Annotated in this window: 20 protein-coding genes; 14 read left to right on the forward strand and 6 right to left on the reverse strand. The window is 66.0% G+C overall.

Annotation, left to right across the window (positions count from 1 at the left end):
• Positions 1-91: 91 nt before the first annotated feature.
• Positions 92-571, forward strand: a complete 480-nt coding sequence (locus tag EWH21_RS21025; RefSeq protein ID WP_037051508.1) for a YbaK/EbsC family protein — start codon at positions 92-94, stop codon at positions 569-571.
• Between the two features lie 13 nt (positions 572-584).
• Here the strand turns inward: EWH21_RS21025 and EWH21_RS21030 are convergent, their stop codons facing one another.
• The 3 genes from EWH21_RS21030 to mpl form a co-directional block, all read right to left on the reverse strand.
• Positions 585-833, reverse strand: coding sequence for a YceK/YidQ family lipoprotein (locus EWH21_RS21030; protein ID WP_172979230.1), 249 nt, complete (start codon positions 831-833; stop codon positions 585-587).
• Positions 834-870: 37 nt separating this feature from the next.
• Positions 871-1,500, reverse strand: coding sequence for a flavin prenyltransferase UbiX (gene ubiX / locus EWH21_RS21035; protein ID WP_037051506.1), 630 nt, complete (start codon positions 1,498-1,500; stop codon positions 871-873).
• Between the two features lie 79 nt (positions 1,501-1,579).
• The gene (gene mpl, locus EWH21_RS21040) at positions 1,580-2,932 is read right to left on the reverse strand and encodes a UDP-N-acetylmuramate:L-alanyl-gamma-D-glutamyl-meso-diaminopimelate ligase (RefSeq protein ID WP_037051503.1); all 1,353 of its coding nucleotides are present in this window, start codon (positions 2,930-2,932) and stop codon (positions 1,580-1,582) included.
• Positions 2,933-3,221: 289 nt separating this feature from the next.
• Between mpl and EWH21_RS21045 the strand changes: the two genes are divergently transcribed.
• From EWH21_RS21045 to EWH21_RS21060, 4 genes are all read left to right on the forward strand, one after another.
• Positions 3,222-4,550: a C4-dicarboxylate transporter DctA gene (locus tag EWH21_RS21045; protein ID WP_277699249.1), complete on the forward strand. Its 1,329-nt coding sequence runs from the start codon at positions 3,222-3,224 to the stop codon at positions 4,548-4,550.
• Positions 4,551-4,597: 47 nt separating this feature from the next.
• Positions 4,598-5,296, forward strand: a complete 699-nt coding sequence (locus tag EWH21_RS21050; RefSeq protein WP_037051497.1) for a FadR/GntR family transcriptional regulator — start codon at positions 4,598-4,600, stop codon at positions 5,294-5,296.
• 91 nt (positions 5,297-5,387) lie between these two features.
• On the forward strand, positions 5,388-6,089 hold the full coding sequence (locus tag EWH21_RS21055) for a GntR family transcriptional regulator (RefSeq protein WP_277699250.1): 702 nt from the start codon (positions 5,388-5,390) through the stop codon (positions 6,087-6,089).
• Positions 6,090-6,224: 135 nt separating this feature from the next.
• A complete protein-coding gene (locus EWH21_RS21060) occupies positions 6,225-6,680 on the forward strand; it encodes a GNAT family N-acetyltransferase (RefSeq protein ID WP_047591094.1) in 456 nt (151 codons plus the stop codon).
• A gap of 3 nt (positions 6,681-6,683) precedes the next feature.
• Here the strand turns inward: EWH21_RS21060 and EWH21_RS21065 are convergent, their stop codons facing one another.
• Entirely contained in the window at positions 6,684-8,267 is a 1,584-nt protein-coding gene (locus tag EWH21_RS21065) for a protein kinase (protein ID WP_277699252.1), read from the reverse strand.
• A gap of 114 nt (positions 8,268-8,381) precedes the next feature.
• Between EWH21_RS21065 and EWH21_RS21070 the strand changes: the two genes are divergently transcribed.
• Together EWH21_RS21070 and ppa are read left to right on the forward strand one after the other, a co-directional pair.
• Entirely contained in the window at positions 8,382-9,209 is an 828-nt protein-coding gene (locus tag EWH21_RS21070; RefSeq protein WP_277699253.1) for a zinc-dependent peptidase, read from the forward strand.
• Between the two features lie 77 nt (positions 9,210-9,286).
• Complete coding sequence (gene ppa, locus EWH21_RS21075) at positions 9,287-9,814, forward strand: inorganic diphosphatase (protein WP_013717208.1); 528 nt, start codon at positions 9,287-9,289, stop codon at positions 9,812-9,814.
• Positions 9,815-10,062: 248 nt separating this feature from the next.
• On the opposite strand, the gene EWH21_RS21080 is transcribed toward ppa, so the two are convergent.
• Together EWH21_RS21080 and EWH21_RS21085 are read right to left on the reverse strand one after the other, a co-directional pair.
• Positions 10,063-10,515, reverse strand: a complete 453-nt coding sequence (locus tag EWH21_RS21080; RefSeq protein ID WP_277699254.1) for a cupin domain-containing protein — start codon at positions 10,513-10,515, stop codon at positions 10,063-10,065.
• 206 nt (positions 10,516-10,721) lie between these two features.
• On the reverse strand, positions 10,722-11,498 hold the full coding sequence (locus tag EWH21_RS21085) for an SDR family NAD(P)-dependent oxidoreductase (protein ID WP_277699255.1): 777 nt from the start codon (positions 11,496-11,498) through the stop codon (positions 10,722-10,724).
• Between the two features lie 228 nt (positions 11,499-11,726).
• Between EWH21_RS21085 and EWH21_RS21090 the strand changes: the two genes are divergently transcribed.
• The 7 genes from EWH21_RS21090 to EWH21_RS21120 all read left to right on the forward strand — a co-directional run bounded on the left by EWH21_RS21090 (position 11,727) and on the right by EWH21_RS21120 (position 19,989).
• Complete coding sequence (locus EWH21_RS21090) at positions 11,727-12,302, forward strand: LuxR C-terminal-related transcriptional regulator (protein ID WP_152489675.1); 576 nt, start codon at positions 11,727-11,729, stop codon at positions 12,300-12,302.
• A 368-nt stretch (positions 12,303-12,670) separates the two neighbouring features.
• On the forward strand, positions 12,671-14,302 hold the full coding sequence (locus EWH21_RS21095; RefSeq protein WP_277699256.1) for a methyl-accepting chemotaxis protein: 1,632 nt from the start codon (positions 12,671-12,673) through the stop codon (positions 14,300-14,302).
• A gap of 2 nt (positions 14,303-14,304) precedes the next feature.
• Positions 14,305-14,799 carry a chemotaxis protein CheW gene (locus EWH21_RS21100; RefSeq protein ID WP_179554955.1) on the forward strand — a complete coding sequence of 165 codons (495 nt, stop codon included), beginning with the start codon at positions 14,305-14,307 and terminating at the stop codon, positions 14,797-14,799.
• Positions 14,800-14,803: 4 nt separating this feature from the next.
• Positions 14,804-16,051 carry a CheR family methyltransferase gene (locus tag EWH21_RS21105; protein WP_277699257.1) on the forward strand — a complete coding sequence of 416 codons (1,248 nt, stop codon included), beginning with the start codon at positions 14,804-14,806 and terminating at the stop codon, positions 16,049-16,051.
• Positions 16,044-16,724, forward strand: coding sequence for a chemotaxis protein CheW (locus EWH21_RS21110; RefSeq protein ID WP_277699258.1), 681 nt, complete (start codon positions 16,044-16,046; stop codon positions 16,722-16,724). The genes EWH21_RS21105 and EWH21_RS21110 overlap by 8 nt, the downstream gene beginning before the upstream one ends.
• Positions 16,721-18,988 carry a hybrid sensor histidine kinase/response regulator gene (locus EWH21_RS21115; protein ID WP_277699259.1) on the forward strand — a complete coding sequence of 756 codons (2,268 nt, stop codon included), beginning with the start codon at positions 16,721-16,723 and terminating at the stop codon, positions 18,986-18,988. The genes EWH21_RS21110 and EWH21_RS21115 overlap by 4 nt, the downstream gene beginning before the upstream one ends.
• Complete coding sequence (locus EWH21_RS21120; RefSeq protein ID WP_277699260.1) at positions 18,985-19,989, forward strand: chemotaxis response regulator protein-glutamate methylesterase; 1,005 nt, start codon at positions 18,985-18,987, stop codon at positions 19,987-19,989. The genes EWH21_RS21115 and EWH21_RS21120 overlap by 4 nt, the downstream gene beginning before the upstream one ends.
• The last annotated feature ends 43 nt before the right edge of the window (positions 19,990-20,032 follow it).

Raw genomic sequence — 20,032 nt, forward strand, 5'->3', positions numbered from 1 at the left:
ACACCGGCGCCCCAGGGAGGGGTTCGCGCCTGGTCAGCGGAAGACTGGCCGTGGTGCCGTGTCCACCTCGACAGCCCTGGGGAACCGCTTCATGAGCCTGGCCTCTGTACGCGCCTTCTTCGCCGCCAAGGCGCCCGACATTTCGATCATCGAGCTGCAGTCCAGTACCGCCACCGTGGCACTGGCCGCCGAAGCCCATGGTGTATCGCCGGGACAGATCGCCAAGACCCTGGCCTTCCGCATCGCCGAACGCGACCTGCTGATCGTCGCCCGTGGCGATGCGCGTATCGACAACCGCAAGATGAAGGAGTGCTTCGGCGCCAAGGCCAAGATGCTCGACGCACAGACCGTGATCGAGCTGACCAGCCATCCGGTCGGCGGCGTCTGTCCGTTCGGCCTGGCCACGCCACTGAGCGTCTATTGCGACCGCTCGCTGCTGGCTTTCGATGAAGTGCTGCCGGCGGCCGGCGCTACCCACAGCGCGGTGCGCATCGCGCCGCGGCGCATGGCCGAGCTGGTCGATGCCGAATGGGTCGATGTCTGCCAGGCAGTGGAAACCGAAGCCTGCTGAACGCCCGCGTAAGCTAGAGGCCGCCGCTGACACCCAGGCTCACGCCCAGCGCAGCGGCCAGGGAGAACGGCAGCAGCAGGGTGTCGAGCAGCGCACTGCCCGGCAGATCCAGCCCCGGATAACGTGGCGCCTCGGTGCCGAAGCGTTCCAGCGGGCAACAGCCACCGTTCAGCGCGTACCAGTCCAGCCGCGTCCCCGCGTACACCACCGGCGCGTCGGCCTTGGCCGCATCCAGCGTACGCACCGTGGCGCAGCCTTGCATGGCCAGAATCAGCAACGCCAGGGCGGCGAGGCGCACGTCAGTCGTCCGAGACCATGTGATGTTCGCCCCAGCGCGGCAGCATGTCCTGGGGAATGCCCAGGCAGTTGAGGATGCGCGCGACGACGAAGTCCACCAGGTCATCCAGCGTCTGCGGCTGGTGATAGAAGCCCGGCGAGGCCGGCAGGATGGTCACCCCCAGGTTCGACAGCTTGAGCATGTTCTCCAGGTGGATGCTCGAATAGGGCGCCTCGCGCGGCACCAGGATCAACTGGCGGCGCTCCTTCAGCGCCACGTCGGCGGCGCGTTCGATCAGGTTGTTGCAGGCACCGCTGGCAATCGCCGACAGGGTCCCGGTGCTGCACGGCACCACGACCATGGCGGTCGGCGCCCCCGAACCGGATGCCGCCGGCGCCATCCAGTCTTCCTTGCCGTAGACCCGCACCTGCCCCGGCGCAGCACCGGTGTACTCGGTGAGGAACTGCGCCATGGCCTGCGGCTTGCTCGGCAGCGCGACGTCGGTTTCGGTCGCCATCACCAGCTGCGCAGCCTTGGAGATCAGGAAGTGCACTTCACGATCTTCCTGCACCAGGCAGTCGAGCAGGCGCAGGCCGTACTGCGCGCCGGAGGCGCCGGTCATGGCCAGAGTAATGCGTTCAGGACCGCTCATGGATGCTCCACTGGGCGGGTGTGCCCCGCCGGTTCATCTGGGTGGCGGGCTGCCCCGCCCTGTCACCGGGTTATGCGTCTCAGGCCAGGGCCTGCGCCAGCTTGCCATGCAGGCCGCCAAAACCGCCATTGCTCATGATCACCACCTGGGTGCCCGGTCGCGCCAGCGCCTTCACCCCATCGATGATCGCCTCCAGCGAATCGCACACACGGGTCGGGTTGCTCGCCCCGGCAACGGTGGCGGCCAGGTCCCAGCCGAGGTTCGCTGGCGCATACCAGAACACCGCGTCGGCCTGCACCGCCGATTCGGCCAGGCCATCACGGTGCGCGCCGAGCTTCATGGAATTGGAGCGTGGCTCGATCACCGCGATCACCTGCGTGTCGTCACCCACGCGCTTGCGCAGGCCATCCAGGGTGGTGGCGATGGCCGTCGGGTGATGGGCGAAATCGTCGAAGACGGTGATGCCGTTCACCTCGGCGACCTTTTCCATGCGCCGCTTGGCATTGACGAAACGGCCCAGCGCCTCGATGCCGAGGGCCGGCACCACGCCGACATGGCGCGCCGCAGCCAGGACGGCCAGGGCATTGGCGACGTTGTGCTGGCCGGTCAGGTTCCACTCCACGGTGCCTTCGACCTTGCCCGCGAAGCTCACCTCGAAGCGCGAGCCGTCGGCAGCGAGCAGCCGCGCCTGCCACTGGCCGCCCTCCCCGGTGGTCTGCACGGGCGTCCAGCAGCCCATCTCGATCACCCGCGCCAGCGCCGTTTCACTGGCCGGATGGATCACCAGCCCCTCACCCGGCACGGTACGCACCAGATGATGGAACTGCCGCTCGATGGCCGCCAGGTCCGGGAAGATATCGGCGTGGTCGAACTCCAGGTTGTTGAGGATCGCCGTGCGCGGACGGTAATGCACGAACTTGCTGCGCTTGTCGAAGAAGGCGCTGTCGTACTCGTCGGCCTCGACCACGAAGAACGGCGTCCCGCCCAGGCGCGCGGAGATGCCGAAATTCTGCGGCACGCCACCGATCAGGAAGCCCGGGCTCATGCCGGCATGCTCCAGTACCCAGGCCAGCATGCTCGAACTGCTGGTCTTGCCGTGGGTGCCCGCCACCGCCAGCACCCAGCGCCCCTGCAGCACGTGGTCAGCCAGCCACTGCGGGCCGGAGACGTAAGGCAGGCCCTGGTTCAGCACATACTCGACGGCGGGGTTGCCCCGGCTCATGGCGTTGCCCACCACCACCAGATCGGGTGCCGGCTGCAGGTGCGCCGGATCGTAGCCCTGCAGCAACTCGATGCCCTGGGCTTCGAGCTGGGTGCTCATGGGCGGATAGACATTGGCGTCGGAGCCGGTGACGCGGTGGCCAAGTTCCTTGGCCAGGACGGCCAGCGACCCCATGAAGGTGCCGCAGATGCCGAGAACGTGGATATGCATGGATGACCTCAAGAACGGGCCGCTTCAGCCCGGAAAGCTTGCCGCAGGTTAGCACAGCGCCCAGGCCAACCCCATGCCCGACGCAGCAGCCGTTTGACCCGCGCGCGCGGAAAAGATCACGGCACCTCGCAGAATTCTGCGCACGGCACGCAGGACAAACGGCGCTTGCCAACCGGTAAGTCTTGGCAGTAGGCTCAACTGGTCTGACCGGTAATACCACAATAATGAATAGCGCTCGCCACCCATGCCGCCAGAGGCACCGCGAGCGCGCCGAACGGAGACCCCCGCCATGCTACTCAAGCTCTGCTCCCGCTCGATATTTCTGCAAGTCATCATCGGCCTGATCCTCGGCATCCTCGCCGGCGTTGCGCTGCCGGAGCTGTCGGCGCAACTCAAGCCACTCGGCGATGGCTTCATCAAACTGATCAAGATGCTCATCGCGCTGATCGTCTTCTGCGTCGTGGTCAACGGCATTTCCGGTGCGGGCGACCTGAAGAAGGTCGGCCGTATCGGCCTGAAATCGGTGATCTACTTCGAGGTACTGACCACGGTCGCCCTGGTCATCGGCCTGAGCGTCGCCTACGGCCTGGGTCTTGGCTCGGGCGCCAACATCGACCTGGCCAGCCTGTCCGGCAACGAGGCAGCGGCCCTCAGCTCGGGAACCCACCTGCACGGCCCGGTGGAGTTCATCCTCGGCCTGATCCCCACCTCGGTATTCAGTGCCTTCGCCGAAAACAACATCCTCCAGGTGTTGCTGTTCGCCGTGCTGTTCGGCAGCGCCCTGAACCTGGTGGGCGAGCAGGCGGCCGGGGTGTCGAAGCTGATCGGCGAGGTCAGCCACGTGATCTTCCGCATCATGGGCATGATCGTGCGCCTGGCCCCCATCGGGGTGTTCGGCGCGGTGGCCTTCACCACCAGCCGCTACGGCCTGGAATCCCTGAGCCACCTGGGCGCCCTGGTCGCCGTCTTCTACCTCACCTGCATCCTCTTCGTGGTGCTGGTGCTCGGTAGCGTCCTGCGTGTCTGCGGCCTGCCGCTGCTGCCGTTTCTGCGTTACTTCCGTGAAGAACTGGTGATCGTCTTCGGCACCGCCTCCTCCGATGCCGTGCTGCCTCAGGTGATGCGCAAGCTGGAACGCATGGGCATTCGCAGCTCCACCGTCGGCCTGGTGATCCCCACGGGCTACTCCTTCAACCTGGACGGTTTCTCGATCTATCTCACGCTGGCCGTGGTGTTCATCGCCCATGCCACGGGTACCGCGCTCTCGGCAGGTGACCTGCTGACCATTCTGCTGGTGTCGCTGGTCACCTCCAAGGGCGCTCATGGCATTCCCGGCTCGGCCCTGGTGATCCTCGCAGCCACCCTGACGGCCGTTCCCGCCATCCCCGCAGCCGGGCTGGTGCTGGTACTCTCGGTCGACTGGTTCATGGGCATCGGTCGGGCATTGACCAACCTGACCGGCAACTGCGTCGCGACCGTCGCCATCGCCCGCTGGGAGAACGACATGGACCTCACTCGGGCCCAGCACTGCATCGCCGAGCATGCACAAGCGCGCAACGCCGAGCCCTCCGGCAGCCCACACGCGCCACTGGCTCGCCCCGGCAAGACAGACGCCTGAGGGATGACGGCGGCCCACAGACGATTTCAACCATAGGGGAAGGCTCAATGTTCGCCTCATCCAAACGAGTCGATTCGATCGTTCAGAAGCTCCTTGAGCCCATAGAGCGCGGACAATGGGCCGTGGGCCAGATGCTGCCAGGACAACGAGAGCTGGCCGAGCAACTCCAGATCAGCCGCCCCAGCCTGCGTGAAGCCATCACCGTGCTGGAAACGCTGGGCGTCCTGCGCTCCCTGCCGGGCAAGGGCGTGCAGGTGCTGGACAGCTCGCCGCAGCGACGCGACGGCGCGGCCCGGCAAGCGATTCCTCGCTCGGCCACCCTGGAGAACGTGCTGCAACTGCGCTACGCCCTGGAGCCATTCATCGCCGGCCTGGTGGCGCAGTCGATCGACGACAGCGCGCTGAGCCAGCTGCGCCTGCTCGTTCTGGACATGCGCGAAGCGGTGGAGGAACGCAATCCGCAGGCGCTGGGCACGGCCTACTCGGCCTTCCATCGCAAGCTGGTGGCAATCACCTCCAATCCGATCTTCCTCAGCGTGTCCCAGCAGACCGCTGGCGCACTGGAGCAAAGCGACGGCCCGACCCTGCGCGAGCCTGAACACGCCGAGCAGGTTCTCGAAGAGCACGAAACCATCCTGCGCGCCATTCGCCGCCGTGACAGCGAACTGGCCAGCCGCGCCATGCGCCAGCACATCCTCAACGAAGGCAGCCGTCTCGACCTGCAGCTGCAACTGCCAGAAACCTGAACGCGGCTCGTGCCCTCGGAGAACCTCAGCGATGCGAGTCATCACCCCCGGCCCAGCGCCCGCGCAGCAGCAGCAGCAGCCTCCGCAGGGCATGAGCAGACCGCCGGAACAGACGCTCTACGAGGCACTGCAGGGCGCCATACTGCAACGCCGCCTGGCACCGGCGGCAGCGCTGGACAAGGCGACGCTCGGCCAATTGTTCGGCCTGAGCAGCAACGCCGTGCAGCGAGCGCTGCAACGTCTGGCGCAGGATGGCGCCGTGGAACTGCCAGCCAACCAACCCGCACGGGTGACGCGCCCCTGCGCAAAACGCGCCGGCAAGTTGCTGCAGGCCCGCCTGTCACTCGAGACGCAGATCCTCAGGTTGCTCCCTGCCCGCCTGGAACAGGCCGAACTCGAAAGCCTCTGCGGCCAGGTACAACGCCAGCGTGACTGCCTGCAGCGACGCGACCACGCAGGCCTGATCGAAGCTGTGAACGGCGTGCACCTTCAGCTGGCAACGCTGGCGGACAACCCCTGGCTCCGGGACTTTCTCGCCAGGCTCCTGCGCCAGACCTCCCTGCATGTCGCGCTCAGCCGCACCCAGCCCTACGATGCAAGCGCCTGCGATGAGCAGCAGCGACTGATCGAGCGGCTGACCGAAGGTGACAACGCCGGTGCTGAAACCCTGATGGAGCATCACCTGCGCAACCTGTTCGCCCGCCTGCGCTTCATCCCGCCGCCCACCACCGACCTGCACGCCGCCTTTGCCGGCAGGTTGGCAAGCAGAGCCACGGCACGAATCCGACGCTAGGTTCGCAGCCGAACAGAATCAAACGCTTGCTTGGATTGCGCTTTCAACTGGCTTTGAGGCAGCATCGTTCGGGCGACTGGCACAACAGCTGCATCGTCACGCCTGCCCCATCACAGACAGAAGCCGAGGCCCACCATGCGCATCGTCCAAGCCACCCTGGAGCACCTGGACCTGTTGAACCCGCTGTTCGTCAAATACCGCGAGTTCTATAACGAACTGCCGTACCCGGAGTCCTCGCGCAAGTTTCTCGAAAAACGCCTGCGCCGCAAGGAGTCGGTGATCTACCTCGCCCTGGCCGACGACGAAGACAAGCTGCTCGGATTCTGCCAGCTGTACCCCAGCTACTCCTCGCTGTCGCTCAAACGCGTGTGGATCCTCAACGACATCTATGTCGCCGAAGACGCTCGCCGCCAGTTGGTAGCCGACCGCCTGCTGCATACCGCCAAGCAGATGGCCAAGGACACCCACGCGGTGCGCATGCGCGTGGCCACCAGCCGTGACAATGAAGTCGCGCAGAAGGTCTACGAGTCCATCGGCTTCGTCGAAGACGAGCAGTTCAAGAACTACGTGCTGCCGATCAACAGCGACTGAGCCTCACCCGCCCAGGCTCAGCAGCAGGCCCAACAACAGCGGCAGCACGAGCGCAGCCAGGGTCAGCAGCCGCGCAGGCTGCAGCGTAGGCCGCTGCAAGGCCCGGCTGCGGCGCTGCTGCAACGGCTGTTGCAAGGCCAGTTGAAACTCCGACAGCGCCTCGAAGCGCGCCTGCGGCTGCGGGGCCAGTGCCCGCGCCAGCACGCCATCCCAGCCCTGGGGGGCGCGCACGGCAAAGTTGGCCAGGGGCACGTAGCAATGTCCGGGACCGACATCCGCTCGCGCCGCCTCGGGCCATTGCCCGCACAACAGCCAGTACGCCAGCGCCGCCAGCGCGAACTGGTCGGCGCGGCCATCCAGGGCACGCCCGCTGCGCAGTTCCGGCGCCAGAGGCAGCGCATGCTCGGGCAACGGCTGACGCGCCACGGTGGGCAGAATCGCTGCGGCGCCGGGCAGCAACAGCACCCGGCCGTCATCGCCCAGCAGGATCTGCCTCGGGTTGAGCCACAGCCCCTGCATGCCCCGGCGCTGCAACGAGCGCACGGCGCCGATCAGTTGCGCCAGCACGCTCAGCAGCGTTTGCGCATCGGGCGCCCCCTGAGCGGCCACCCAGTCGACCAGATTGCGCATGCCACGGGGCGGCGCGGCCAGCACCAGGTAGGCCCGCGTGCGGGCACGCAGTGACGACAGCACCTGCGGCAGCGCCTGGTGCGTGCTGCGCCGCAACGCCCACTCACGCTGCCAGAACGCCTCGTCGGCTGCCTCTTCGGCAAACCACAGCAGCGCGTCTCTTCCCGCCTCGTCACGGGCGAGGAACATCCGCCCGGCAGGCCCATAGGCGCAGTCGCGGCGCAGCGTCCAACCGTCGATCCGCTGACCGCACGCCACCTCGGCCAATGCCGGGCAGCTCGCCACGGGTGCCAGCACCGGCCACTCCTCGCCCGCTCCGGCACGCAGCAGCACCGCCGCCCCGGGGGCCTGCAGCAGAGGCTGGAGCAGCTCGCCCGGGGACGCGTCGAGCTGACCGCACAATGCCTGCAGATCGCTGACGTCGAGCAACGGCTGCGGCGCCAGCAACACCCGCTCGTCACGCTGCAACAGCAGACTGTGCTGCACCAGGGCCAGCTCCGCCTGCCCGCCCAGAGCCTGACCGTCACGCCCGACCAGGGTGCTCGGCGCGCCGCAGCGAACCCGCGTCAGGCCGACGCTGCCTGCCTGCAGAAACTGCAGTTCCTCGCCCTGGATCAACAGCATGCCGGCATGCAGCTCGGCCACGCCCTGCCCGTTCTGGCGCCGGCGGAACAGCTGCAGGTTCAACGCCGCCAGCACCTGGCGCGCGGCCTGGGTCTCGCTCCAGCTTTGCGGGGTACAGCGGAAATCGGCGAACAAGGCATCGAGGTGGCGCTCCAGGTACTGCACCACATCGGGGCAGTGGCGCGCCCAAAGGAGCATCACCAGCAGCAACGGCTGGCGCTGCTGACGGCCCGCCAGCCACATGGCCCGCGTGCGCGCAGCCTGCTGCGGCAAGTCCAGTCCCGCGCCGGACGCCAGACTGACGCCGGGATGTTCGAGCAGTTGCAACGCCATACCCCGCCCTCCTGTAGCAGCGATGTCACTGCCAGCGTTGCAGCCTTTGTGCCGACTTGTGGCAAAGGCCACCCGCACTTATGGTGAACGGGTCTTTTCCATGAGCCTGTCTGCATGTGGTCCTTCAAGGCCTGGCGCCGCCGCCGCACCCTCGAACACAACCCAATCGATCCCGCCCAGTGGGCCGAGGTGCGCAGGCACCTGCCCATTCTCGACGGCCTCGATGAAGAGGAAGAGCAACTGCTGCGCAAACGCGCGGTGCTGTTCCTGCACGACAAGCACCTGACCACGCTGTCCGGCCTCGCGCTCGGCCCGGTCGAGCGCCTGCTGCTGGCCGTGCAGGCGCAGCTGCCGTTGCTGCACCTGGGCGAACTGGAGTGGTATCGCGGCTTTCACGAAATCGTGCTGTACCCGGATGACTTCCTCAGCCCGCAGCGCCATCGCGACGCCAGCGGCATCGAGCACGAGTGGGATGACGCCCGCAGCGGCGAGGCCTGGCAACAGGGTCCGGTGATCCTGGCCTGGCCCGGCGTCGTGGCCAGCGGCGGCTGGGAGGGCTACAACCTGGTCATCCACGAACTGGCGCACAAGCTGGACATGCTCGATGGCACTGCCAACGGCTTGCCGCCCCTGCACCGGGACATGCGTGTGCTCGATTGGGCCAATGCCATGCAGACGGCCTATGAACGGATGAATGCCGAACTGGATGCCGACCCCGAGGCACACACGGCCATCGACCCCTATGCCGCCGAAGACCCGGCGGAGTTCTTCGCCGTGACCAGCGAATACTTCTTCACCGCCCCGGACCTGCTGGCAGCGGCCTTTCCCGAGGTCTACCGGCAGCTGTCACTGTTCTACCGCCAGGACACCCTGGCCAGGCTGCAGCGCCTGCAGGCGGAGCACCCCGACTACAGGGAGGTCGAAAACGCGACCAATGGCTGAGTAGGCCAACGTAGTAACGCCATGCGAATACGCCTATAATGCGCCCCACTTTTTTGGCCCTCCCTGGGAGTTCCCCCATGAGCTACAGCAAGATCCCGGCTGGCAAAGACCTGCCGAACGACATCTACGTCGCCATCGAGATCCCGGCCAATCACGCGCCGATCAAATACGAAATCGACCACGACACCGATTGCCTGATGGTCGACCGTTTCATGGCCACCCCGATGTTCTACCCGGCCAACTACGGTTTCATCCCGCACACCCTGGCTGACGACGGCGACCCCCTCGACGTGCTGGTCGTGACCCCCTACCCGGTCGCTCCGGGTTCGGTGATCCGCGCGCGTCCGGTCGGCGTACTGCACATGAGCGACGAAGCCGGCGGCGACGCCAAGCTGGTTGCCGTACCGCACGACAAACTGACCGTTCTGTACAAGGACGTTCAGGAATACACCGACCTGCCCGCGCTGCTGATCGAACAGATCAAGCACTTCTTCGAGAACTACAAGGATCTCGAGAAGGGCAAGTGGGTCAAGGTAGAAGGCTGGGGCGGCGCTGAAGAAGCCCGCGGCCTGATCAACAAGGCAGTCGCGGCTTACCAAAAATAAGCCCTGACCACCTCCGAAAAGCCGGCCACAAGCCGGCTTTTTTATTGCCTGGAACAATCCGACCGGGCCGCTGCCCCCTGGTGAGGTGTCTGTTGAGCAGGCAACGCAGCGCCTTTACCCCGGGCTGGAGCGAGCGCTCACCCGCGCGGCTGTTCGATCAGGACTACAGCCCCGGCGACGTAGCCTGTTTGCCAGGGCCTGATGCACTGCGACTGAAACGGCCCTGATTCTGGAGGCTGTGCAGAGGACTAGAAATCTGCTGGCAAGTGGGCTGGCCGCTCGCAGGCAACCGTCTCCATCTTTGCCGGCACCGACATTTCGAACAGTTCCAGGTCAGGCGAGATGGCGGTTTCGTTGTGCTTGAGGCCTGGCGGGATGTACAGCGACTCGCCCGTCTCCACCCGGATCGTGCGCCCATCCTCAAATTGAAGTTCGATCCAGCCGCGCAGGGCATAGACAAAGTGCACGTCGCAGATGTGGTAGTGCCACCCTGTCTGCTCCATCACATCGGTAGCGCAAGTGACCTGGGCCCTTGCAAGACCTCCAGTGGCATCGGTCAGTCCCAGATCGCGGTATTTGAAGAATGCACGACGTCCGGCAACCATCGCAGCATGCTCTGGAGTCACGTAGGTCAGTTTTCCAGCAAGTTCGTCAACGGACGCCGGTAGCTCCAGCGCCACGTCCAATTGGGTCTGTGCCATAACCTTCCTTACTTTCTCAATGATCAATCATGCGAGATCGAGTCCACCCTCTCCCCAGCCGTCAGGCCAGGTTGATGACTCACTCATTCCAGGTCCTGCATGCTTGCTTCGGCGCAGATCAAGCCGCCCCGACAGCCCCGTACGTCCAAGGAAGTACTGCCAAGGCATTCAACGCAGCTCGTCCCGAACCTGTCCTGGCGGCACACCTACTTCAACGTCCCCGTCTTGCCGACACCGCTGGCCAGGTACCCTCCATCGACAGGCAAGTACGCACCGTTGATGTATGCAGCGCCATCAGAGAGAAGAAACAGAATTGTCGCCGTCATATCATCCAGTGCGCCAAGGCGGCGGGCCGGAATCATTGACGTGTACGCCTCGACGGTCTCCGCCGTGTAACTCGCCTCGGTCATCGGCGTTACAACGGGGCCAGGGGCAATTGCATTAGCCGTGATGCCATGCGGCCCGAGCTCCATCGAGAGCTGCCTGGTCAGTCCGACCATCGCGGCCTTGGATGTACCGTAAGCCGTGCGGCCAATGCCGGCGCGCACTGCGCTGACCGATGCCACGTTGACGATACGACCATATCCGGCCTTGACCATGCTTCGTCCTGCGCGCTGGGCACACAGGAAGGTGCCGGTCACGTTCACCGCCATTACCTTGTTGAAAAGGTCGACCGGATAGTCGATGAATGCATGAATACCCAGGATGCCGGCGCTGTTCAGCAACAGATGGGTCGTACTGCCGTACCAGTGTTCGGCAGCGTTGAAGGCCGAATCGACGGAGCTCGCATCCGACACATCGACCGGCACCGCCATCGCACTACCACCTTGGTCCTGAATCGACCTGGCCACTCGAGTAGCGTTTTCGATATTCACGTCGGCTACGACAACGCGAGCACCTCGAGCCGCAAGTGCAACCACCGCGGCTTCGCCAATTCCCGATCCGCCGCCAGTGACAAAGGCCGTCTTGTTCTCGAACCTCATGTCGCATACCTCACTTCTTATTGATGGGTTTTCAACGACAGCGCTTGGCAGCACTTTCTTTTCGACAGGTCATCAGGGGCACGGCAATCGCACCTGTCTCCTGTCCACCCGTTATCGCCCAGCTTGCCGCAGCGCCATCAGCCGCTGCCATTCGTGCAACTACGTATAGGGATTGGTAGCCTGCGAGGAAATACTTCCTGGATCAGTTCATCTGCACGGTGAAAGGCCATGACGACCCCGACGCCTCGACAACTGCAGGACCTTGAGCGCCTGGCATTTCAGGTTTCGCCCGCACCTCAGATGATTACCGGGGATCGCTACATTCTTGAACTCAACGATGCCTTTGCAGCCCTGTTCGGGTACAGGCGCGAGGAAATGATAGGTGAGCTTCTGCTGAAGCTTTACCCATCGAGAGCGGACTATCAGGCCATCGGAGCTCGCAGCCTGAACTGGCTGCGGCACGCCGAGAACGGTGCCTATTCGGATGAGCGCTTCATGCAGCACCGCAGTGGCGAGGTTTTCTGGGCACGCGCCAGAGGCTACACATTGACGCCGGAGGATCCTTTCCACCTGATGGTCTGGCACTTCGAGCGCATCGACCAGGTCGTTCGTCCAACCGTCAACCTGACACCGAGAGAGCGTGAAATAGCGGCTCATATCGTCAACGGCCTCACCTGCAAAGAGATCGGGCGCAGGCTCGATATCTCGCACCGGACTGTCGAGGTGCATCGGGGTCGGCTGATGAAGAAACTGGCGGCAAAGAACAGCGCCGAGCTGGTCTCAAAGATCATCGTCCTGAAGTAGATTCCCCGCCCACCCGAGCGAACCCCGGGGCCGATCCACAATCTCGACAGCCCCTCCTGGCCCCGTCCGTCGAACGCGGCCCTCAAGGCGCCATGGGCAAAAAAGAGATCCCCGGTGACGTGACGACAAAGAACTCGCAACGCTGGCTTTATCCTCAACCCGTGACAGAAGCAACGCCCGGACCAGACTCCTGAAAATCAGGCACTTATAATTCAGCAGCTCATGCGAGCCGAAAACCCGCCAGCACGCGTATGCTCATTGCCTTTCGCTCCTGGCCGACAGTGCGAATTCGCTACCCTCGGACAAACCGGCCATGCGCCGATATGCTCTAATCGATCACCACACCTGACCCGCCAGGCCCAATGGACATGATGAACCTGACCGTACGCAATCGAATCATTGGCAGCTTCCTGCTGATCATCGCCATTCTGGCCCTGCTGGCAGGCGCCTCGTATCTGCGCCTGGCGCAGATCGAGAAAGGCACGCAGAGCATGCTCGATGACTCCGTTCCGGGTGCCTACTACATCAACAAGACGCAGAACGAGTGGGCGCGGCATATGCTGGAAACCCGCCGCACCCTGGTCGACCTGGTGACGCGCTCGAATTCGACGGTAATGACCGCCCACCAGGAGGAGTTCGCCAGAATCGAAAGCAGCCTGGTGGAACTGCTCAAGCAGTACCAGCAGACGGTGCGCATGACCAGCGACCGCGCCCTCATCGAACGCTTCGAGCAGCAGGCCCAGCAGTACCTGCGCCAGCATGTGCAGTTGCGGGAAATGCTGCAACAGGCCACGCCACAGGAGGCCAGCCAATTCAGCATCCAGAACGTCTTCCCGGCCTGGGACCAGGCGCAGCAGGTGCTCGACGAGCTGGTCGAGAACAATCGCGTGCAGTCTGACCACGCCGCGCGCTCGATCCGCGATGAAGTGCTCGGCCTGAAGATCGACCTGCTGCTCGCCGTGCTGCTGGCGATCATCGCCTCGGCAGTCTGTGGCTGGCTGCTGGTGCGTGCCATCACCCACCCGGTCGACCTGATCGTCAACGGCCTGAAAGCGCTGGAAAGCGGCGACCTGTCGATGAAGCTGGAGCTGCATCGACGCGACGAGTTCAACGCCATCGAGCTGGGCTTCAACAGCATGGTGGGCGAGCTGAAGACCCTGGTCGGCAGCGCCCAGCGCTCGGCGGTGCAGATGACCACCTCGGTCACCGAGATCGCCGCCACCTCGCGTCAGCAGCAGGCAACCGCCACCGAGACCGCCGCCACCACCACCGAGATCGGCGCCACCTCACGCGAGATCGCCGCCACCTCGCGCGACCTGGTGCGGACCATGGGCGAGGTGTCCGACAACGCGGAGCAGACTTCGATCCTCGCCGGCACCGGCCAGTTGGGTCTGGCGCGCATGGAGGAAATCATGCATCAGGTGATGGGCGCGGCCGACGTGGTCAACGGCAAGCTGTCGATCCTCAACGAGAAGGCCGGCAACATCACCCAGGTGGTCACCACCATCGTCAAGGTGGCCGACCAGACCAACCTGCTCTCGCTGAATGCCGCCATCGAAGCGGAGAAGGCCGGCGAGTACGGCAAGGGCTTCGCCGTGGTGGCCATCGAGGTGCGCCGCCTGGCGGACCAGACGGCAGTGGCCACCTACGATATCGAGCAGATGGTGCGCGAGATCCAGTCCGCCGTCTCGGCCGGGGTCATGGGCATGGACAAGTTCTCCGAGGAAGTACGCCGTGGCATCGGCGAGATGACCCAGATGGGTGATCAGCTCAGCCAGATCATCCAGCAGGTCCAGGCCCTGGCACCGCGCATCCAGATGGTCAACGAAGGCATGCAGGCGCAGTCCACCGGGGCCGAGCAGATCAACCAGGCGCTGGTGCAGCTCAGCGAGGCCAGCAGCCAGACCGTCGACTCGCTGCGCCAGGCCGGTGCCGCCATCGACGAGCTCAACCAGGTGGCCAACAACCTGCGTGTTGGCGTCAGTCGCTTCAAGGTCTGAACATGCCGGTTTCCAGCAAGGCCCAGGCCGGCGAACTGCACCTGCAGTTCCAGCTCGGCGACGACCGCTATGCCCTCCCGGCGCAGGAGGTGGTCGAAGTGCTGCCGCTGCGGCGCCTGAAGCAGGTGCCCGAAGCGCCGGCCTGGGTGGCCGGGGTGTTCGAGCATCGCGGCCGGGTCACCCCGGTGATCGACCTCAGTCGCCGGGTGCTGGGCCGCCCCGCCCTGCCCCGCAGCAGCACACGCGTGGTGCTGGTGCGCTTCGATCCGCAGCTGGGCGAGCGCTCCCCGGTGCTCGGGCTGATACTGGAGCAGGCCACCGATACCCTGCGCCTGCCGGCCGAGGCCTTCAAGGCCAGCGGCCTGGAAGCCAGCCAGCCCGGTTACCTGGGCCCGCTGCAACGCGACGCCCGCGGCATGATCCAGCGCATCGAAGTCGGCGGCCTGCTCGACGACGAGATGCGCGCCCTGCTGTTCCAGCCGCCGGCACAGGGCTGACGCCATGATCGAGCATATCGAACGCCTGCTGAAGAGCCGCATCGGCCTGGACGCCGAGTCGGTGGGGCGCAGCGTGATCGAACGTGCCGTGCGCCAGCGCATGAATCAGCTCGGCCAGGACGACCTGGAAAGCTACTGGACCACGCTCGGCGGCTCGCCGCGCGAGCAGCAGGCCCTGGTCGAGGCAGTGGTGGTGCCGGAGACCTGGTTCTTCCGCTATCCGGAGTCGTTCAACGCACTCGGCAGCCTGGCCCTGGAGCGCCACGCGCAACTGCACGGCGCACGTCCGCTGCGCCTGATCAGCCTGCCCTGCTCCAGCGGCGAAGAGCCCTGCTCGATTGCCATGACGCTGCTCGACAGCGGCCTCATGCCCCAGCAATTCCAGATCGACGCCCTGGACGTCAGTGACAAGGTGCTGGAGCAGGCCCGCGCCGGCCTCTACGGACGCAATTCATTCCGTGGCGACGCCCTGGACTTTCGCCAGCGCTACTTCCACGAGCAGCCGGGTGGCGGTTTCCTCATTGATGAGCGGGTGCGCAACTGCATCAGGCTGCGTACCGGCAACCTGCTCGACAGCAACCTGTTCGCGGGCGAGCCGGCCTATGACTTCATTTTCTGCCGCAACCTGCTGATCTATTTCGACCGTCCCACCCAGGTGCGCGTGCTGGAGCTGCTCAAGCGCCAGCTGCAGGGCGACGGCATGCTGTTCATCGGCCCTGCCGAAGCCAGCCTGGCCAGCCAGAACGGCCTGCAGGCGCTGGGACGGCAACAGACCTTCGCCTTCCGCCTGGCCCCGGCCAAACCCGCCAGGAGCGTGCCCGGCCGGGGCGCCGTCAGCCGCGCGCGCCCGCTCCCGACACCGCCGATCCGCCCGCAGCCGCCGGCCAGGCCCCGCGCCACGCCCAAGGCCGTGGTCGCAGCCGCGCCCCAGGTCGCTGCCGTGGACATCTGGGCCGAGGTCGCCAGCCTGGCCAATGCCGGGCGCACCGACGAGGCGCGCCAGCGCAGCGAGCAGCACCTGCAACAGAGCGGCCCCAGCGCCACCGCCTATTACTGGCTGGGCCTGCTGAGCGACTCGGCAGGCCGCAGCGACCAGGCATGCGCCTACTACCGCAAGGCGATCTATCTCGAACCGCAGCACCGCGAAGCCCTGACGCACCTGGCCGCGCACCTGGAATCCCAGGGTGATCTGGCCGGCGCACAGCGCCTGTACCGACGCGCCCAGAACCCCGAGGTAGGCGAACGTGACTGACCACGACCTGCTCCAGAGCCAACCCGCCGTCGACGACTGCTGGAACCGTATCGGCGTGTTTGGCGACAAGCGCTGCGAGCGCCTGGAGCGCCACATCCACTGCCGCAACTGCGAGGTCTACGGGGCCGCCGCCATCGCCCTGCTCGACCGCTACGGCAGCAGCCTGGAGCGCGACGCTGACGACTACGGCCAGGGCGAGGCGCAGGAACCCGTTGGCGAGCAACGCTCACTGCTGATCTTCCGCCTCGGCGAGCAATGGCTGGCCATCGCCACCCGCTGCCTGGCCGAGGTGATGCCGGTGTCGCCGATCCACAGCCTGCCGCACCGCAAGAGCACCGGCCTGCTGGGCGTGACCAACGTGCGCGGCACGCTGGTCGCCTGCCTGTCGCTGAGCGAGCTGCTCGATATCGAAACGGACGACAGCCGACAGAGCGGCCAGCGCGTCATCCCGCGCATGCTGATCCTGGAAAGCGGCAGCGGCCCGCTGGTCGTGCCGGTCGACGAAGTCAGCGGCATCCAGAAAATCCCGCTGGCACGCATCAGCAATGCCAAGCAGGATGACAAGCGAACCATCAGCCGCTTCACTGCCGGCGTCCTGCAATGGCGGGGACAGAGCATCACCCTGCTGAACGACGAGCAGTTGCTGCAGAACATGATCGGGAGCCTCGCGTGACACCGGACCAGATGAGGGATGCATCGCTGCTCGACCTGTTCCGGCTGGAGGCCGAGGCGCAGAAGCAGGTACTCGATACCGGCCTGCTGATTCTCGAACGCGACCCGAGCAACGCCGGCCAGCTGGAAGCCTGCATGCGTGCCGCGCACTCGCTCAAGGGCGCCGCACGCATCGTCGGTCTGGACCATGGTGTGCAGGTCGCGCATGCGATGGAGGACCTGCTGGTCGCCGCCCAGGAGGGGCTGCTGCGTTTGCTGCCGGAGCATATCGACGCCCTGCTGCAGGGGTCCGACCTGCTCCTGCGCATCGGCCAGGCGCAGCAGGATGCCGACCTGGAGGCGCGCATCGAGGCCGTCACCAGCCGCTTGCAGGTGTTGCTTGGCAACGCCGTGCCGACGCTGCGCCTGCCGGCCACCAGCCCCGAGGCGCAGGAAACGCCTGCCGAGGCGGGCGACGCCGCCGAGCCCGCCAGCGCACCGGCCAGCGCCACGCTCGAACCCGCCGTCCCGGAGGAGCGCACCAGCCGCGTGCTGCGGGTCTCGGCCGAGCGCTTCGACCACCTCATCGACCTCTCCGGCAAGTCGCTGGTGGAGTTCCAGCGCACCAAGCCGCTGAGCGAGTCGCTGCACCGCCTCAAGCGCCAGCAGGAGTCGGCCCGGCGCACCCTGGAAACCCTGCGCGAGCACCTGCTGGGCAGTGACCTGGATGCCACCGCCCAGGCGCTGTTCAACGAGAGCCGCAACCTGCTGATCGAGTGCCAGCAGCAGTTGCAGGGCCACCAGGAACTGTTCGACGACTTCGTCTGGCACGGCGGCCAGCGTACCCAGCAACTGTACGACCTGGCGCTGGCGTCGCGCATGCGCCCCTTCTCCGACGTGCTGACCGGACAGACGCGCATGCTGCGTGACCTGGGCCGCACGCTGGGCAAACAGATCCGCCTGGAGATCGAGGGCGAGAACACCCAGGTCGACCGCGACGTGCTGGAGCGCCTGGAGGCGCCACTGACCCACCTGCTGCGCAACGCCGTCGACCATGGCATCGAGCCGCCCGCCTTGCGCTCGCGCAAAGGCAAGCCGGCAGAGGGCGTGGTGCAGCTGCGCGCACGTCACCATGCCGGCATGCTGGTGCTGGAGGTCAGCGATGACGGCGCCGGCATCGACCTGCAGCGCGTCACCGAGGCCGTGGTCAAACGGCGCTTCGCCTCCGCCGAGCAGGTCGAGCAGATGACCGAGGAAGAGTTGCTGGCCTTCCTCTTCCTGCCTGGGTTCAGCATGAGCCAGCAGGTCACCGAAGTGTCCGGTCGCGGTGTCGGCCTCGACGTGGTGCAGCACGAGATTCGCCGCATGCGTGGCAACGTGCGCCTGCTGCAGCAGCCGGACCAGGGCTGCCTGTTCCACCTCGAGCTGCCACTGACGCTGTCGGTGGTGCGCGCCCTGGTGGTGACCATCGGCGGCGAGGCCTACGCCTTCCCGCTGGCCCAGATCGAACGCATGCTGCGCCTGCCGCGCAGCGCCATCGTCCAGCTCGAGGGCCGCCAGCACTTCTGGCTGGAGGACGAGCACGTCGGTCTGATCTCGGCAGCGCAGCTGCTGCAACGCCAGGAGAAACAGGACGATGACGACAGCATTCCCATCGTCCTGATTCGCGATCGCGAGCAGTACCACGGCCTGGCGGTGGAAGCCTTCCTCGGTGAATTCACCCTGGTGCTGATGCCGCTGGATGCGCGCCTGGGCAAGGTGCGTGACGTGGCCGCCGGTGCGCTGCTGCACGACGGCACGCCGGTGCTGATCCTCGATGTCGATGACCTGCTCAACTCCGTGGGCAAGCTGCTCGGCACCGGCCATCTGGACCGCGTCGACCATGCCAGCAACGCCCGCCAGACGGTGAGCAAGCGCGTGCTGGTGGTGGACGATTCGCTGACCGTGCGCGAACTGGAGCGCAAGCTGCTGCTCAGTCGCGGCTACCAGGTCTCGGTGGCGGTCGACGGCATGGACGGCTGGAACGCGTTGCGCGCCGAGCACTTCGACCTGCTGATCACCGATATCGACATGCCACGCATGGACGGCATCGAGCTGGTCACCCAGGTCCGCCAGGACCCCCGCCTGCGCACCCTGCCGGTGATGGTGGTGTCCTACAAGGACCGCGAAGAGGATCGCCGTCGCGGCCTGGAGGCCGGCGCCGATTACTACCTGGCCAAGGCGAGCTTCCACGACGAAGCCCTGCTGGACGCCGTGCAGACCCTGATCGGCGGAGCCCGCGAATGAGGATTGCCATCGCCAACGACATGCCGCTGGCCGTCGAGGCCCTGCGCCGCGCCCTGGCTGCGGAACCGGAGTACGAGCTGATCTGGGTCGCCAGTGACGGCGAAGAAGCCGTGCGCCGCTGCCACGACGACCTGCCGGACCTGCTGCTGATGGACATGCTGATGCCGGGCATGGACGGCGTGGAGGCGACCCGACGAATCATGCAGGACACGCCCTGCGCCATTCTCATCGTCACCTCCGATGTCGAGCGCAACATGGCGCGGGTGTTCGACGCCATGGGCGTCGGCGCGCTCGATGTGGTCGCCGCCCCGTCGCTCGGCCCGCAACTGGTGCTCGACGCCGCCAGCGTCCGGCGCAAGATCCACAACATCGCCTGGATGATCGGGCACAAGGCCTCGCGCACGGTCAAGCCGAGCGTCGTGCGCAAGAGCGACAACCGTGGCAAGCGCCTGGTCGCCATCGGCGCCTCGGCGGGTGGGCCGGCGTCGCTGGTGGAGCTGCTGCAACAGATTCCCGCCGACTTTCCCGCCAGCATCGTGCTGGTCCAGCACGTTGACGAGGTGTTCGCCGCGGGCATGGCCCAGTGGCTCGCCAGCGAGGCGCACATGCCGGTACGCCTGGCCCGGGAGGGCGAGGTCCTGCAACCGGGCGCCGTGCTGCTGGCCGGCACCAACAATCACCTGTACCTGGCCCCGGAAGGGCACCTGGTCTATCGACCGGAGCCGGTCGATCAGGTCTATCGGCCCTCTATCGATGTATTCTTCGAGAGCGTGGCCAGCCACTGGCGCGGCGAGGCCATCGGCGTGCTGCTGACCGGCATGGGCCGTGACGGCGCCAGAGGCCTGAAGCAGATGCGCGAACGCGGCTTTCACACCATCGCTCAGGACCAGGCCAGCAGCGCCGTCTATGGCATGCCCAAGGCCGCCGTGGCACTCGACGCAGCAACGGAAGTGCTGCCCCTGAAACGGATCGCGGCACGCCTGGTCGAGCACCTGGGCTGAGAATGCCAATTGGCGGCCAGAGTCGCCGCCCCCTTAACGAACA

This window comes from Pseudomonas sp. REST10 (assembly GCF_029542605.1).
GTDB classification, from domain to species: Bacteria; Pseudomonadota; Gammaproteobacteria; order Pseudomonadales; family Pseudomonadaceae; genus Aquipseudomonas; species Aquipseudomonas khazarica.